Origin of the sequence: Bacillus sp. 1780r2a1, from assembly GCA_024134725.1 — a bacterium.
Lineage (GTDB): Bacteria > Bacillota > Bacilli > Bacillales > Bacillaceae_H > Priestia > Priestia aryabhattai_A.
Genome location: CP099863.1, coordinates 1,787,520 through 1,803,906, shown reverse-complemented (window position 1 = coordinate 1,803,906; position 16,387 = coordinate 1,787,520). Strand labels below are relative to the sequence as shown.

General features: G+C 37.0%; 17 protein-coding genes, 1 other RNA gene, 1 pseudogene and 1 riboswitch. Of the genes and pseudogenes, 9 read left to right on the top strand and 10 right to left on the bottom strand.

Translation table 11 applies throughout. The annotated features are described in order from the left end of the window. The first annotated feature begins 134 nt into the window (after positions 1 to 134). The gene (locus tag NIZ91_09055; GenBank protein USY56778.1) at positions 135 to 518 is read left to right on the top strand and encodes an SET domain-containing protein; all 384 of its coding nucleotides are present in this window, start codon (positions 135 to 137) and stop codon (positions 516 to 518) included. Between the two features lie 33 nt (positions 519 to 551). On the opposite strand, the gene NIZ91_09050 is transcribed toward NIZ91_09055, so the two are convergent. The 4 genes from NIZ91_09050 to NIZ91_09035 all read right to left on the bottom strand — a co-directional run bounded on the left by NIZ91_09050 (position 552) and on the right by NIZ91_09035 (position 4,336). Further along, entirely contained in the window at positions 552 to 941 is a 390-nt protein-coding gene (locus NIZ91_09050; GenBank protein ID USY56777.1) for a sporulation protein, read from the bottom strand. Positions 942 to 1,193: 252 nt separating this feature from the next. After that, entirely contained in the window at positions 1,194 to 3,110 is a 1,917-nt protein-coding gene (locus NIZ91_09045) for a VWA domain-containing protein (GenBank protein ID USY56776.1), read from the bottom strand. 11 nt (positions 3,111 to 3,121) lie between these two features. Next, a complete protein-coding gene (locus NIZ91_09040; protein ID USY56775.1) occupies positions 3,122 to 4,009 on the bottom strand; it encodes a MoxR family ATPase in 888 nt (295 codons plus the stop codon). A gap of 96 nt (positions 4,010 to 4,105) precedes the next feature. Continuing rightward, positions 4,106 to 4,336, bottom strand: coding sequence for a YkvS family protein (locus tag NIZ91_09035; protein ID USY57130.1), 231 nt, complete (start codon positions 4,334 to 4,336; stop codon positions 4,106 to 4,108). 426 nt (positions 4,337 to 4,762) lie between these two features. On the opposite strand from NIZ91_09035, the gene NIZ91_09030 reads away from it, so the two are divergent. The 4 genes from NIZ91_09030 to ssrS all read left to right on the top strand — a co-directional run bounded on the left by NIZ91_09030 (position 4,763) and on the right by ssrS (position 7,396). Then, positions 4,763 to 5,257, top strand: coding sequence for an RNA polymerase sigma factor (locus tag NIZ91_09030; GenBank protein USY56774.1), 495 nt, complete (start codon positions 4,763 to 4,765; stop codon positions 5,255 to 5,257). Next, complete coding sequence (locus tag NIZ91_09025; protein ID USY56773.1) at positions 5,254 to 6,414, top strand: anti-sigma factor; 1,161 nt, start codon at positions 5,254 to 5,256, stop codon at positions 6,412 to 6,414. The genes NIZ91_09030 and NIZ91_09025 overlap by 4 nt, the downstream gene beginning before the upstream one ends. A 70-nt stretch (positions 6,415 to 6,484) precedes the next feature. Further along, a complete protein-coding gene (locus NIZ91_09020; protein ID USY56772.1) occupies positions 6,485 to 7,108 on the top strand; it encodes a hypothetical protein in 624 nt (207 codons plus the stop codon). A gap of 110 nt (positions 7,109 to 7,218) precedes the next feature. Next, positions 7,219 to 7,396: non-coding RNA, 6S RNA (gene ssrS, locus NIZ91_09015), on the top strand. 204 nt (positions 7,397 to 7,600) lie between these two features. Here the strand turns inward: ssrS and NIZ91_09010 are convergent. Beyond that, on the bottom strand, positions 7,601 to 8,095 hold the full coding sequence (locus tag NIZ91_09010; GenBank protein USY56771.1) for a hypothetical protein: 495 nt from the start codon (positions 8,093 to 8,095) through the stop codon (positions 7,601 to 7,603). Positions 8,096 to 8,357: 262 nt separating this feature from the next. Here NIZ91_09010 and NIZ91_09005 point away from each other — a divergent pair, with 262 nt between their 5' ends. Beyond that, a complete protein-coding gene (locus NIZ91_09005; protein ID USY56770.1) occupies positions 8,358 to 8,786 on the top strand; it encodes a pyridoxamine 5'-phosphate oxidase family protein in 429 nt (142 codons plus the stop codon). Between the two features lie 36 nt (positions 8,787 to 8,822). Here NIZ91_09005 and thiE read toward each other — a convergent pair whose 3' ends face one another. The 5 genes and pseudogenes from thiE to murQ all read right to left on the bottom strand — a co-directional run bounded on the left by thiE (position 8,823) and on the right by murQ (position 13,491). Continuing rightward, positions 8,823 to 9,419 (bottom strand): thiamine phosphate synthase, encoded by a 597-nt coding sequence (gene thiE / locus NIZ91_09000; protein USY57129.1) that lies wholly within the window; start codon positions 9,417 to 9,419, stop codon positions 8,823 to 8,825. A gap of 53 nt (positions 9,420 to 9,472) precedes the next feature. Next, positions 9,473 to 10,285, bottom strand: a complete 813-nt coding sequence (gene thiM, locus NIZ91_08995; protein USY56769.1) for a hydroxyethylthiazole kinase — start codon at positions 10,283 to 10,285, stop codon at positions 9,473 to 9,475. A gap of 60 nt (positions 10,286 to 10,345) precedes the next feature. Next, a riboswitch (TPP riboswitch) is annotated at positions 10,346 to 10,458 on the bottom strand. A gap of 166 nt (positions 10,459 to 10,624) precedes the next feature. Then, positions 10,625 to 11,038 (bottom strand): PTS glucose transporter subunit IIA, encoded by a 414-nt coding sequence (locus tag NIZ91_08990; protein ID USY57128.1) that lies wholly within the window; start codon positions 11,036 to 11,038, stop codon positions 10,625 to 10,627. 123 nt (positions 11,039 to 11,161) lie between these two features. Further along, positions 11,162 to 12,568 (bottom strand): annotated as a pseudogene (locus tag NIZ91_08985) (PTS transporter subunit EIIC). A 32-nt stretch (positions 12,569 to 12,600) separates the two neighbouring features. Continuing rightward, the gene (gene murQ / locus NIZ91_08980) at positions 12,601 to 13,491 is read right to left on the bottom strand and encodes an N-acetylmuramic acid 6-phosphate etherase (protein ID USY56768.1); all 891 of its coding nucleotides are present in this window, start codon (positions 13,489 to 13,491) and stop codon (positions 12,601 to 12,603) included. A 220-nt stretch (positions 13,492 to 13,711) separates the two neighbouring features. Between murQ and NIZ91_08975 the strand changes: the two genes are divergently transcribed. The 3 genes from NIZ91_08975 to NIZ91_08965 all read left to right on the top strand — a co-directional run bounded on the left by NIZ91_08975 (position 13,712) and on the right by NIZ91_08965 (position 16,383). Further along, positions 13,712 to 14,206 carry a hypothetical protein gene (locus tag NIZ91_08975; GenBank protein USY56767.1) on the top strand — a complete coding sequence of 165 codons (495 nt, stop codon included), beginning with the start codon at positions 13,712 to 13,714 and terminating at the stop codon, positions 14,204 to 14,206. A gap of 165 nt (positions 14,207 to 14,371) precedes the next feature. Then, on the top strand, positions 14,372 to 15,760 hold the full coding sequence (locus NIZ91_08970) for an MFS transporter (GenBank protein ID USY56766.1): 1,389 nt from the start codon (positions 14,372 to 14,374) through the stop codon (positions 15,758 to 15,760). A gap of 26 nt (positions 15,761 to 15,786) precedes the next feature. Further along, entirely contained in the window at positions 15,787 to 16,383 is a 597-nt protein-coding gene (locus NIZ91_08965; GenBank protein USY56765.1) for a DNA-3-methyladenine glycosylase, read from the top strand. Positions 16,384 to 16,387 lie beyond the last annotated feature (4 nt).

The following is a 16,387-nucleotide window of genomic DNA, read 5'->3' as shown; positions in this document are numbered from 1 at the left end:
ATAAACACTTTTTTTCTAACCCCTTCTTCTATTGCCCCCCAATTTATTTTTAAAATATGGTTGCTTTCTACATGATTAACTGGCAAGCTTAAAGAGGAACTAAAATTTAGAAGAAAGAATAAATAGGTGAACACATGATTGAAATTAAGGCCTCAACATTAAGTGATGGTGAGTTTAATCGAGGGGTATTTGCAACGCAAGATATTAAAAAAGGTGAGTTAATCCACGAAGCACCTGTTATTGCTTATCCTAACGAAGAGCATGAACACATTGAAAAAACGCTTTTAGCAGATTATTCATTTGAATATGGGATTAATCACTCTGCTATTTTATTAGGCTATGGGATGCTATTTAATCACTCTTATACCCCTAATGCTACTTATGAAATTAATTTTGATAAACACGTATTCGAGTTTTATGCCTATACAGACATTAAAGCTGGGGAAGAAGTGTTAATTAACTATAACGGAGACGTTGACGACCAAGAACTGCTTTGGTTTGATAAGGAAGAAGAATAAAAAAAACAACCTGGGAAAATCCCAGGTTGTTTTTTATTCAGTAATGGTAATGTGATCTTGGTCTTTACTTTCTACTCCTTCGCTAAAAGTTAACCTTGTTTTAAACCTGTATGACCGTTTATCGTTAGAAGGTAAGAGCTCTGCTGGTAAGTCAAATGTAAAAGGAATCTTCTCTTGATGTCCACTTTTAATTTTTCTTGATGTTAAAAGGCTGGTTGAACCAATCACTACTTCTTCCTTGCTGTGATGATCTGTTACAATCAAGTCACATTCAATGCGCGTAATTTCCTGCTCAACAATTCCACCTTTTAAATGAAACTCTCCTTTTACACATTCGTCTTTGCAATACTGATTTTTTAATAAGATTAAATCAATCTGAGCCGCCCCCACACCTAACAGGGACATATATTTTCGTAAAACCATGTTATTTTCTCCTCTAATTCTAATGTCTATATTAAATGAAAAAAGCCTCTACCAATGTGGTAAAGGCTTTAAACATAAATACAGACCTTTACCGTATGGGTAAAGGTCTCGCTAACAATCGTTCGTTGCCAATAAAGCCGAGAGCAACTGCTCTGAAATGACGACTTTATTGTAAAAGCTACTCCCCTCTAGGAGAACATTTTTCATTTATAAGCTTATATTAGTCGATAATCTGTATTTCTGTCAATATTCTTAAATACTTTTATGAAGTAACTTTTTTAAAAGTGGAAATAACACATCCGGTAATTCTTTGATGTCTGGGACTAATATGCTATATTTTCCATACATATTTTGAATTGTTTTTCGCTGTCCCTCATCAATTTCCCCGTTTGACAAGAAAACATTAATTACTTCCATTCCATGTTTTCTTGCTTCAAGTACTGCTTCATGCGTATCAACAATACCATTTTGTTCATATCCCATTGCTGCAGGCTCTCCATCAGAAAACACCAGAAGAAACTTTTGTTTTTCCGTTCTCTTTAACAAGCGTCTTGTCATGTGGCGAATAGCAAATCCGTCACGGTTATCTTCCTCTGGCTCCAGCTGCATAATCTCAGGACCGCTTTTAGGTTTGAGTGATGATTGGAAGTCCATCACTGTCTTTAAATAGTTAGGCTGACTTGTTTCAGTTGCATCATTCGTATCTTCCCAAAAGCCAACAATTTGATGTGGAACTCTCACTGATTTTAGCGCTTCATGGAATAAGATAATGCCAAGCTTTGTTTCATCCATTTTGTCATACATTGATGCTGAGCAATCAACAAGTAAAGAGAAAACCGCGTCAATCTGCGGAGATTCTTGGTCTTTTTTATAGAATAAGCGTGGGTTATCGTCTGTCCATAACTTTAACAACCTCTTATTTAAACGACCAAATTGAAGTTCACTTCTCGGTAACGTTTTTTTGTGCTCTAACGTCTTCTCAATCATTTGCTTGAGCTTTTTTTGAAAAGATGAAATAAGTTGCTTATTTTCACCATACAAAGCAGCTTCTTCGTCTGTGGGAATGGTTGGATCTAAGAACACTGGAAATGCGTACTTATTATCTTTTCCATACTCATAGTCAGCTGCTCCGTCTTTTTCTGGATGCGTTTGGTCCATCGCTTCCATTTGTGAATAATCGTTTCTTGACGTTTTTTGTGAGGCACCTTGAACAATACCAAGCGCTTGATCGCCATCATCTCCTTCACGGACGCCATCACCTAGCATATCTGTTTTAGAACCTTGATCCATATCGAATTGTAAAAAACTTTGCGTTGCTTTACTTGTTTCACGATGCCACATTTCCATTTTCTCTTCATGAATATCTTCATCGCCATCTTGTTCATGCTCCAAAATATCATCGTTTGCAAGTTTCGATTCACGCTTCAAATCATCAAATGTTAGGCCTGTCTCCAGCTCTTCATAATCAAGTTCTGCCAAAAAGAAATACGTATTAAGCATGTCTTTTTCCAAAATATCATCAAACAAATCGACAAGCTCTAAGCAAATACGTGAAATATCTTTAGTGGTTTTCGCTTCATACACCTTTACTAGCTGGCTTCGAATAAACGGCATTGCCATATCAACTTCATTTGTAATAAACGGAATTTCTTCAAACGGGTTTTCCGCTGTTAATAAAAGGTAGATACCGTTAAAGAGCGCATCAGTATGAACGCTTTTAGTTAAGTTTGCATTGATCTGAGTAGCAAAATACTTGCGGTACACATTTCTACGTGTAGCGAAAGCTTTTTTCGTACCAGGTCTTTCTTTCGTACATAAATCTTCCAAACGCAAATCTTCAAAGAGCATAAACAACTGCTTTGCGAGGCTTGATACAGATGAACGCTTCACTTTTTTCAGATACGCGTTTACCTCTTGGAAATCACAGTGGTAATAGCTTCCAACCGCTCTTAAAAACACGTCGCTCTTCAGGCCATACACTTTATCACTATCAGGTCGATTATCCCAGAAGTGACTTAAATAGATAATTTGCTGCAGCGGATCATAGTAAGACGAAACTCGATACTCCACTTCAATATCATCGTTTTTTGTCAATGTTTTGGTTAAATCCGCAAGCTCCATATATAAAAATGAATCAACGTTTTTATCGTTAAACTTAATAAATCTCATAGCGCCACCTCTTATTCAAATAACGTTTCTGCAATGTTTTGAATGGCTGCCTTTTCCCTTTCATCTTCTAACTTTTCAATAATTCCTCTCTTAATAGCACGCAGTGGAGGCATGTATAACGCTAAATCGCACGTATCTAATAGTGCACGAATCGATGCTGCTTCTTCTGAAATATGACCGTTGCTAACCTGCGTAATTAAATCTCCTGAAAGCTGTACAAATTGGTTAATTAACTTTTCATCTTGAAGCTGTGATTGTGTTTTTAATACTTGTCGTAAGCTTTCTCCTTGAATATATGGTACATCGATAACAACAAATCGATTCTTTAATGCTTCGTTTAATGGAACTGTTCCAACATAGCCTTCATTAATGGCCGCTATAACACCAAAGGTTTCTTTTCCTTTTACAACTTCACCTGTAAATGGATTTGTAATCATTTTACGGTAGTCAAGAACACCATTTAAAATTGGTAATGTCTCAGGCTTTGCCATATTAATTTCGTCTATATAAAGAAGCTGCCCTTTCTTCATCGCGTTGATAACTGGTCCAGAAACAAATTCAATCCCTTGCTTTCCATTTTTCTCAGCGATTGTTTTAAAACCTAATAACGCTTCAGCATCTAAATCCACTGAACAGTTAATGCTGTGCATTGGTTGTGAAAACAAATAAGATAATGTTTCTGCAAGCTTTGTTTTACCAGAGCCTGTCGGGCCTTTTAAAAGGACGTTCTTTCCAAGAGCTAGAGCAATAAGAGCATCTTCTAAAATATCAGCTTCTTCTGCAGTATAGCCGCCTTTTCCAATTAAAAATTCATCTTCTGTTGTTAATTTTTGTTTTCTTTCTTGAATGCGAGTAAGTACCTCACTTGGTAATGCTAAATCTGTTAATTCAATTGCCATAATTCATATCCTTTCTCTCGGTTTGCTTTCTTCATTCTACAAGATTTCACTTGGGTTCTCAAAGGTTTTACGTCATGAAAAAAAGTAGGTAGATACCTACTTTTTCACAATTTTATAGTTTTTGTGATTAACGACTGTTTTCATTGATTCGCCCGTTTCAGCGTCTTTTCCAAAATCTACGATGACGGAGTTATCACGAACCACCATGACAATACCTTTATAGCCTTTAAAATCACCTTTTTTGGGCTGAATTGTGTCACCGACTTTTGCTGCTTTTACTTTTGGTGCTTGCTCTTCTGTTCCTTGTGTATTTTCTACATCCATGATGATCCCACCTTTGTATTTTATTAACTATATACATCTTTTCTCTACAAAGCTTGATTTTCACCACTCGTTTGAGCTATCTTGTGACTTTTCCCGAAACTACTTTATTTCAAACGTTTAAATAAAATTTTATGAGAGAAGTTTCAACGAGCGTCATTTTTAAAATGCTATGTACGCCATCAATATGACAATGTATACCTTCTGAGTCTTATCATACCATTTTCTTGCCATTCCGAACACCAATTAAACCTTAGTTTTTAAAAAAAATGACATTTACCACGGAATTTTGTCGAATTTCATCGCATTTTCTCTTCTATATGGTATGCTAACATTTATGTTTTATACGCTTAGAAAACAGTTATATTTTCCTATATTATAATTAGAAACTTTTGACGAACATTTCCGTTAGTTAAAGGAAAGGGGGAGAAAATGGCACCTAAGCATCATTTCGAAGAAATTTATGAACAGCATATGCACGACCTTTTCCGCTATCTTCTCTCTCTTACGCGGCGGAAAGAAGCTGCAGAAGACCTTATGCAAGAAACGTTTTATCGCGTATTACTACATTTAGAAACATATAGCGGTGAAGAAGTAAAACCTTGGTTGTTCAAAATTGCTTATCACGCATTTATTGATTGGTATCGAAAAGAAAAAAAGCGGCCAACTGTTGAACTGGAGGAATGGCATTTTTCACCACAGCCAAGCGCTGAAGATAAAGTGTTTATACAAGACGAAATTAATACGTGGCTTTTAGAAGTATCCACTCTTCCAGAGCCCAAAAGAAACATTGTACTACTTCGTGATTATCACGGTTTTACATATGAAGAAATTGCTGAGATGACTGGCTTTACTCTAGCAAAAGTGAAAATGGATCTTTATAGAGGACGTCAGCAATTAAAGAAAAGAAAGGAAGAGAACGTATGAGCTGTCAAAACATGCAGCACCAATGGAAAAAATACAAAGACGGAACTTTGACAGATGCAGAAATAGAAGAGCTCGAACGTCATACTGAAGAGTGTGATGAATGTATGAATTATCTTCAAAATCTGCTTGATGAAGAAGAAATACAGCCAGTCACTGCTTCCTCTACGTTTGATCACGAAAAAGCAAAACGCTCAATGATAAGAGCGAAATGGAGGCAACGCTTTACTAATGTATTGACTGTGCTAAGTGCTATTACCTTACTCTGGTTAGGAGGCAGCTTTTTATCAGTTATTTATTATTCTTTCACTCATAAAAGTGAATATTTACGAACCGTTGATAAAGCAGCAATCGAATCTGCTTTACCAAACGTATACGTCCAAAACTCAAAAACCGAAGCAAAGCCTTTTTTCCGCTTACAAAACGAATACACGCTGTATAAAGAAGTTGGCCATGAACAAAAGAGTGTCGGACAATATACGTTTCACCACCTATTTGAACGAGTTACAAACGTCGACAAAAACTTTTTAAACGATCATTATAATATGAAGTTATCGTTTGCTTATCCAGAGCGAGTAAAACAAGAAAAAGATCCTTCTTTCTATCAAGATTGGTCAAATGAGACATGGGGAGCACTTGATCAACTTCCAGAAGGCACAGTTAGTGAAGTTGCGCTTTCTTTTGATCAAGCCTATACCATGGAAGAAATTGAAGAAAAACTTAGCTCTACACTTTCTAGCGACATCTCACCCGTCTGGTATGCCTTAGACACTGGTTATGAAACAAAAGGAAGCGATACAAGCAATCCACTTGTAGATTTAACCTCTTCTTTTGGATTCCCATCAATGCTAGAGTTACCGTATTATGAAGAAAAAGAAACCTTTACAGATGAAGAACGCGTCGTACAGATGCTAAAGGTGCTTGCTGATAACGAGCGGACGGTTCAACAAATTAGATGGATGAATCCAGATGATCTTCAGTTAATGAATCGATACAAATTTGTAAAAAAGAACGGTGTTAGAATATATGGCATTGTCTTAACAGGACCAACAAAAGAACTGCTAAAACTAAAGAACGAACCGTCGATCACCTATTCTTCTTTAGGAGAAGTAGAATTATGGAACTGGTTTACTCGTCCCACTCAAGGTACCTTGCATTAAAGCATGAGAACATTACGTTTTCGTGCTTTTCTTTTTACATGCTATGATAAAACGAAAAGGAGTGAGAATTTTGAAGTATTTATCTATGTGGACTTTCCTTATTATTTATGCATGGCTATTAGCACCCGGCAGTAAAGGAAAAAACGACCTCATCATGATAAAGCTAATCTCTGGGCAGTTCACAACGGTGGAGCCACTCGTCGTTATGATTTTTTCATGTTTAGGACTATTCCCTCTTTTATTTGCATCACTAATTATGCCAAACGATTCGTTTAAACTTCCAGGCTGGCCTTTTTCACTGCTCTCCTTTGGATTAGGAGCTTTCGCACTTTTACCTTACTTTGCACTAAAGGGCGAAAAATCAACTATGAATCGCGGGTTTAGCTCTCTAAATAAATGGTTAACTTCACGCACTTTCTTACTGTTTTTGTTGACCATGACTCTTGTTCTTTATTTGTATGGCTTTACAACAGGCTCATTTTCAGGCTATATAGAAGCTTTCAAGCGTTCTCAACTAGTTAGCGTGATGACGATTGATTTCTTTGCCCTTACTTGGTTAACCTATATTCTTTTTAAAGGTCATCGTTACCGATTCGTATGTGTCCTGCCTATCTTAGGGCCCCTCATTTTACTTTTAACGATAAATAACGAAAAAAGCAATACACCTTTAAATACATTTTTTAGCATTAAATAATTATGTTGCATTTCTACAGATATTGCTTTATAATCATCTCTTGTACACATGATTGCGATTGTGTAAAATTCCTAACACACACCATGTATACCTTTTACCAAGGTATACCTACATACCTGCGCTGTGCGTATACTCATGTTGTCTTAAACCTTTGAGTGTTAAAAGGGAGTTCAAAATTCAGTTGCGGATAGCATGCCCTTTTTGGGACGCTAAAACCGATTGTGCGAACACCCACCTAGTTGATCTGGGTATTTAAGACACTTCGGGTTACGGCAGTGCGGGCTTTTTACTTCACTATAGTTTACATAATGATATTATTGTCTATTCAAAAATTCGTAGTAAAGCCTAAAAACATAAAAACGAACAAAAGAGTAGTAAATCATTACGGTTTTCTACTCTTTTTTGTCGACGCCATATAAACTTATTAGACACGTAAAATAAGTATTTTCACTGCCGCTGTATTTTCCCTCAATCAAGAAAATACTTTTAAACTCAATTGTGCTGGTTCAGTGATTCTTTAGATGAATTCTTTTTTGGCTCTAAAGCATCATCTATAAACATTTGATAGAGATAGTTGACTACTGCCATTCCCATACACATTAGAAAAAGATTAAAACGGGAGAGCGTGCCCATTTTATATACGCGAAGCTTTTCACCAAGTGTCGTAAGTGGGTATGCAAACATGTAGTCAAATACAGCATTCAGCAACATATAAGGAATAAACTTTCCGTAGGTTAATCTAAACACCCAAAAGTTCGCAATGAAAAATCCTCCAAATACAAATGAAATATCACTAGAAAGTCTAGGTACAAGTGGCTTTCGTACTCTCCACCATTTAAAACTTTTGGCAAGCTCACTTAGTAAGGAAATGGCTAATGAACTAAACGTAATAACCGGTAAATATCTTTTGAAGGTTTGTTTATCTGTTTTAAATAGCGTTAACCATGGCAGTACTAACAGTGCTAAGTTATATAATCTTGCTATCATTTTTAATTCTCCTTTGATGTATCTATTCCCCCTGCTAAATCCATATACAGACTATTTTGTTCTTATAACGATTTGTTATTCGTTGATAAAAAAGAAACAAATTGCTTATAGTTAAATTGCAATTCTAACCTTGTTTAACTGTCTAAAATCGGCTAGATTATGCCCAACTAGTGGAAAGGTTAATATTCTTACTCCAATGTTTAGGTTTTTTTGAGCGGTGGTATACCTTAAGTAAGACGATAAACTTAAGGAGCTGATTCAAATGAATAAGCAAGAAATGATAGACAAGTTATCGAACTTACTAGATGAAAATCGAGTGGGCACATTAGCAACCGTTGTGAATCAAAAGCCTAATTCTCGCTACATGACGTTTTTCAAAAAAGATGGTGACATTACCTTGTACACCCCGACAAGCATAGCTACGCATAAAGCTGATGAAATTGAGGAAAACGGCAACGTGCATATTTTGCTTGGCTATAGCGGCGAAGGATACGGAGACAATTATGTAGAAGTATCTGGGATTGCTAAAATTAATGATAGTCAAGAGCTAAAGAACCGCTTTTGGAATGACCATATGTCAAAGTGGTTTAATGGACCTGATGACCCTAACTACGTTTTACTTGAAATTACGCCTGCTCATATCAAATTGATGAATGAAGGAAAAGATACACCAATTTCTATAAGCTTATAGTCTAGATAGAAAATGCCTCCTGTGGGAGGCATTTTTTTATTGTATCGCTCGAAGCAACTGTTCTGCCGCTTTCTTAGGTGAACTTGCTAAGCTAATCGCTGTAATAATAGATACTCCGTCAGCACCAGCTTGAATGACTTTCGGAGCATTTTCGGCTGTTATACCCCCAATTCCTACAATGGGGAAATCAATCTTCTCTTGACGAGCTTGCTGAATTAAGTTTGTGCCTTGAACAGCTTTTGTATCTGTTTTTGTAGTGGTTGGAAAGACAGGCCCCATTCCCACATAATCCGCTTTATCTTTAATTGCCTGCTGTAGTTCTTCAATCGAATGAACTGATACACCAATTAGTTGATGAGGAGCTTTTTCTTTCACAATATATGCCTTTTCATCCTCTTGACCAATATGAATACCATCAGCCTCTAATTTAATTGCTAAATCAACATCATCGTTTACAATAAAAGGTATCTCATGCTGTTTACAGATTTGCTGAAGATCATAAGCAAGCTGATACTTTTCTTTCCCTTGCAGAGCTCCGTCTCCTTTTTCACGAAACTGAAACATGGTAATCCCACCAGCAATCGCTTCCCTTAATACAACTCTAGGATCTTCCTTACAATTATTACTCCCCATAATAAAATAAACCTTTAAACAATCTTTAATATTCACCTTTTGTTAGCTCCCTTCTACTGCTGTTCAATTCGTGCCCCTTGTTTTACTTGCTCTGGCTGAACATGATATAAGGCATCTAAAAAAGCTGCCTGAAAACTTCCTGGCCCTTCACCTGCTGCTTTATCAGCTGCAAGTTCAGCTGCAACTTCATATGCACATAATGCTTCAATAACCGCTTCAACTATTCTTTTCTTTTCAACTGCAACAAAAGCACCAATAACGGATGTTAATAAACAACCTGTTCCTGTTACGTTTGCAAGCATTGAATGCCCATTTGTGATAATATAAGCTGAGTCTCCATTACTAACCACATCTTGTACACCCGTTACAACAACAATTGTTTCCAACTGCTTTGCAGCCGTTTTAGCTAATGTAAGGATATCCCCTTCTTCAGATGCTGCATCTACACCTTTTATCGCCCAGCTTTCTCCTACAACATTAGCAATTTCAGCAGCATTCCCACGAATCACTGATATATTTACTTTATTCAATAATTCTCTTGCTTTAGCTGTGCGAAACGGCGTTGCACCCGCTCCCACCGGATCAAATATAACCGGAACGTCTGCCTCATTGGCTGCTTTTCCTGCAATTATCATCGCTTCAACTTCAGCACTTGTTAACGTTCCCATATTAAGTACGAGTGCTCCAGCAATTTTTGCCATATCTGCAACCTCTTCTTTTGCGTAAGCCATTACGGGCGATGCACCTAAAGCGAGTAAACCGTTCGCTGTAAAATTTGTTACAACAACGTTCGTCATATTATGTACTAGAGGCTTCTCTTGTCTCACCTGAGATAATAAATGGCCTATTTCTTTTTGCTTTGTCATTTTTCCGTCCTCCTACCTTTCGATATAAAAAAAGCACCCTGCATGAACGCAAGGTGCTTTTTACAATCTACTTACATTCCCTACGCTGGCATTATCCAACAGGTTCAAATGGTCTATGATGGTTTCCTAATCATACTCTCAGCCTGCATCCGCAAGCTCCCCATTTTATTAAGCTATAGTAAAAGTCTACTATATAAGTAGGTTTTGATGCAACAGTAAAGCTTCTTCTCATTGTTTGCTTAAAATGCACTTAAATCACAATAATTATCTCGACATAACTTATTAAAGTCAGAGAAGCTTTAAATGTTACCTATGAACTAGCGATGTACTTTAATAATCTTATAGTGTGAAAACCTTATCGGTTCCTTGATTATAAAAGCCCTGCTTATTGATTTTTACTGTTTGCTCTTTAGGTAAATTTGTGAAAATGATTGGCGTTACAATCGACTTGGCATTTTCTTTAATATAGTCCAAATCTAACTTAAGAAGAGGCGTACCTCGTTTAACACTTTGTCCCTCTTCTACTAAGCAGGTAAAGCCTTGTCCCTTTAGAGCGACTGTTTCGACTCCAACGTGAATTAGTATTTCTAACCCCTCATCTGTTTTTAAGCCTAGGGCATGCTTTGTAGGGAAAATACTTACTACTTCTCCTTCAATAGGAGAGGTCAGCGTCTCATTAGTAGGAGTAATAGCGAAACCATCTCCCATCATTTTTGAAGAGAACACAGCATCTGGCACTTCCTCTAGGGGCATAACATAGCCATCAAAAGGAAGTTCGAACTCGCTTTCTAACGTTTTATTTTCTTTTGTATGAAGTTCAGTAGCAACTTCAACTTTATTATTGCTCTCAAGTTTTTCTTTGTTAGAATCTCCTAACATAGCATCCTTTGGTACACCGAATAAATAGGTACAGATGAACCCTCCAGCATAACCTGCAGCTAAACCAATAATATACTTCAACCATAAACTATTTGCAATTAGTGGAATTAGAGCTAAACCTGAGGGACCAATCGCAATGGACCCAACATTACCGAACATCCCAATGACAGCCCCGCCAATTCCTCCACCAATACAAGCTGTAATAAATGGTCGACCCAAAGGAAGAATAACTCCATAAATAAGTGGTTCACCAATACCTAAAATACCAACAGGAAGAGCGCCTTTAATAACTGTAGTAAGTGATTCATTTTTACGACAACGAACCCATAATGCTAAAGCTGCTCCTACTTGTCCAGCACCAGACATTGCAAGGATTGGCAGTAAGATGGTCATGCCAGCTGTATTTATCATCTCAATATGAATCGGAATTAATACTTGATGCAGACCTAACATTACTAATGGTAAAAATGCTACCCCTAATACAAAGCCTGCAAAGATGCCTCCACGTTCAAGCGTCCAATCTATTCCTCCAATTAAGTTACTAGAAATTAAGCCAGCAAACGGCATAATAAAGAAGATAGTTAGCAACCCAATAACGAGAAGTGCAATCGTAGGTGTGACAATGATATCTATTGCATCAGGAATAAATCGGCGTAAAAACTTTTCTAAAAAGGAAAGCAACCATACCGCAATTAAAACTCCAATTACACCGCCTTGACCAGCAGATAGCGGCTGATCAGTAAAGATATTTATAATAGGTAACTCTTCTGTGACTCCGGTTAAGAGAGTTATTCCACCAATAACTCCTCCTAAAGCCGGCGTTGCTCCAAATTCTTTTGCTGCGTTGATACCAACGTAGATAGCTAAATAGCTAAAAATTGCATTTTTTATTACATTTAAAATCGTCACATACTGCTGCCATGTGTCTTGATCAAGGTCTCCTGCCGTGATACTATTTGCTAAAATTGATGCAATTCCAGCTATTAAACCCGCACCAACGAAAGCCGGGATTAAAGGTATGAAAATGCTTCCAACTTTTCTTAAAAAATTTTTAAACGGGGTATTATTTTTCTTTTTCAGTTCCGATTTCATATCTGCACCTTTTGACGTTAAGTTCTCAGTCGAACTTCCTTGAGATGCAAGACCTTCGGAATCTTCTTGAATTACGATACCAAATTGTTCAGCAACTTTCGTAACCACTCCTGGCCCTAAGATAATTTGATACGTATCGTCATCAACAACCCCCACTACTCCTTTTACTTGTTTTATACTAGCTTCATTAATATTACTACGATTAACTGGCGTAACTCGAAGCCTTGTCATACAGTGTGTATAGTTAGCTATATTAGAACTACCTCCAAGAGCTTGAAGTAGTTCTTTAGCTATTTGATGATGTTTACTCATAGCTGTTCTTATCTCCTTTATAAATTCGCTACTTATTTAGCAATTGCTTGACGAACAAACCCTTTCGTCGTTTCTAAACGTTGTAGAGATTCTTCATATGAAAGTCCTGTTAAGATCATAACAATAGCAAGTTTAGAATTAGAATTTGTTTTTTCCAAGTATTCCTCTGCTGTCTCATACGTACATGAAGTCGCCTCCATTACGATACGTTTTGCACGCTCCACAAGCTTTTCATTAGTTAATTGTACATCTACCATTAAGTTCCCATAAACTTTTCCAACCCCTACCATAGAAGCTGTTGATAACATATTACAAATGAGCTTTTGTGCAGTTCCAGCTTTCAAGCGAGTAGAACCCGTTAATACCTCAGGACCTGCTACAACTTCAATGCTAATATCAGCTATTCTTCCGATGTCAGAACCTTTGTTACAACTAACTGCTACAGTTGGAGCTCCAATTGAACGAGCATACTCTAAAGCGCCAATAACATAAGGTGTTCGACCACTTGCAGCAATTCCTACCACGATGTCTCCGTTAGTCAGGCCAATGTTTTGCAAATCTTCTTTACCTAAGTCTTTGCTATCCTCTGCTCCTTCAACCGCTTTAATAAAAGCTTTCTCTCCACCAGCCATTAAGCCTAGCACTTCTTCAGGATTTGTACCAAAAGTAGGTGGACACTCTACAGCATCTAATAATCCAATTCGGCCGCTAGTTCCCGCACCTATATAAATAAGACGACCACCTTGTTTTTTTACTTCTATGATTGCTTCTACAGCTTTTGCAATGGAAGGAATTTCATCATTAACGGCTTTAGCCACTTTTTCATCTTCTTTATTCATTGTTGTTAGAAACTCTACAATAGACATTTCGTCTAAATTCATTGTTTTTTCATTACGAGCCTCAGTAGTTAAATTTTCTAGCATTTCTTCTCCTCCTAAACGATTCATTCTGTTAACGTTTACAGTATAAACAATAACTCATTTAAAATTTAATTTCAATAGTTTTTATAAAAATTGAAATTAAATTTTAAAATCCCTCATTACTTATGAAAATTCTTTCTACTTTCGCTACACGAGACAGTAAGAATATTGATACTGTGTCAAGCAGTACGTTCATACACTTAATAATGGAGGTGAAAGTTAAATGAAGAAAAAACTTTTGCTGCTGTTTACTCCACTGCTGTTGCTTTTATCAGCCTGCCTAAACGACCCCGTTCAAGACGATTTATTAAACTACTCAAACAATGAAATTCCCAAGGTCAGTGAAATAGAAATACAGGCGGTTGAAGCATATGACAGCGTATCTGGAGCTAACTACACAGATGATTTTACAATGTACAATACGCTTGTGGATGACGTGATTCCACAGTATCGTGAATTTATTGAAGAACTGGAAAAAATCGAAGTAGAAACAGATGAGCTACGAGCACTTCATGAAGATTACATTAAAGCTGCCAATACTCAGTATAATGCTTTTGCAAAGATTGTCAGTGCTCTTGAGAAACAGGACCCTGAATTAATTGTTGAAGCTAATGTAATGTTAGATGAAGCAAGAAAGGGAATGCGTCAATATGCAAGTGATATTAAAAAGCTTGCCAAAGAGCATAAAGTGACGTTTGAGAAGGAAGAAAAGCTTTAAAAGCGAAATAAAATCAGGTGCGTGCACCTGATTTTATTTCGTAACCCGAAAAAGATTGACAAACGTATCATAAAATTCTATATTTATATACCTGTAGACAAGTTTGAGAATTAATGACATATCATTAAACCTTGTTTAAATATGCTATTTTGTAAGGAGATAAAGATGACTACCACTACTATTACTACGAATGAAGAGAATGAAGAGCATTCAATCTTAGAACCAAAACCATTTAAAGAATCTGTTGTTATTCCTTTTTGGAGTTTGACAGTTATGCTTGTAGTAATGAACACTACAATGTTTAATGTTGCTCTTCCTAAAGTATCCACTGAATTTGCTTTAACATCTTCAACCTCTGCTTGGATTATTACTGGCTATTCTGTTGTTTTTGCGATTGCGACAATTACATATAGTCGACTATCCGACTTCGTTCCGATTAGACAGCTACTAACAACTGGCTTAACGCTTCTTGGAATTGCTTCAATTATCGGCTTTGTTTCGAACAACTTTACAATGTTGTTATTCGCTCGCGTTCTTCAAGCTGCCGGGGCAGCAGCAGTACCTGGACTAGCAATGATTTTAATCACGCGCTATATTCCAAAATCTAGACGTGGTAAATCAATGTCTATGATTTCTTCTGCTGCGTCGCTTGGATTTGGTCTTGGACCTGTTATTGGAGGAGCAGTGACCGAGTATATGGGCTGGAACTTTCTATTCATCGTTACAGGATTAGTTTTGATTTTCATCCCACTATTTCATAAAGTATTACCTGCTGAAGATAAAAAGAAAGTTTATTTTGATATTCTAGGTGGTATCCTAACAGCAGCAGGCGTGACTGGCTTTTTACTATTTTTAACTTCCTATTCGTTGGTACTACTAGCAGTCGGTATTGTAGCTATTATTTTATTAAGCATTCGTATCCGCAAGCACAACCATCCGTTTATTGAGCCCAAGCTTTTTCAAAGTAAAGGCTATTTACTATTAAATGGAATTGGGTTTGCAGCATACATGACTCATTTTGCTACTCTTTTTATTATGCCGTTATTATTGGTACAAGTTTTCCAAAAAAGCTCTGCCGAAATTGGCTTGCTAATTTTCCCAGGTGCTATTCTTTCAGCAGTTGCTTCTCGTTTTATTGGTAAAATTATTGATCAATTTGGAAACAACGTATTAATTCGATTTGGTCATCTGTTTTTATGTCTTGCCGCTATATTATTTACATTTTTTAGCACGGTATCTCCAACAGCAATTCTGTTTGTTTATATGTTTATGAGCGTTGGCTTCACGTCTCTTACGTCTAGCGTAGCGAACGAAATTTCACGTGTTTTACCTTCAGATAGTATTGGTACAGGAATGGGATTCTCACAGCTTTCTCAGTTCGTTGGTGGAGCTACAGGCGTAGCCTTAACAGGAGTAGCAATCGTTTGGCAAAAAAGCTTACCAATTGAAGCAGCATTTCAGAATTTGTTCATCGGCATGACAGTATTAATCATCGTATCATTTATGTTATTTTTAGGATATAAACGTGTTGCGGTAGAAACATCTGAAGATTAACTTAACATAAAGGAAGGGGATTATCTGTGGACGGTACATTATCACTTAAGCCTCTAGATGTTTCATTTTATAAACAACCAACACTATCTTTAGCGAAATCCTTGCTCGGTTGTTTACTTATTCACGAAACAACTGAGGGTACTACTTCTGGATTTATCGTTGAAACAGAAGCCTATATGGGGCCTGAAGACCGCGCTGCACATAGCTTTAATAACCGGCGAACAAAGCGGACGGAAGTGATGTTCGGTGCTCCCGGCAATGTATATACCTATGTCATGCACACCCACTGCCTTGTTAATATTGTCAGCGGCCCAGTTGATAAGCCAGAAGCTGTGTTAATTCGAGCAATCGAACCTTTTAGTGGGATTAATCTTATTCAAGAGCGTCGAAAGCATGCTCTGCCCAAAAATTGGACAAACGGACCTGGAAAGTTAACAAAAGCACTTGCGATTACAATGAATGCTTATGGACATGACATTACTAGTTCACCTCTTTACATCTCAAAAGGATTTACGCCTACATCTATTTCGTCAGGACCAAGGATTGGCATCGATAATTCTGGTGAAGCAAAAGATTACCCTTGGCGATTTTGGATTACGGATCATCCTTATGTATCCAAATAAAACA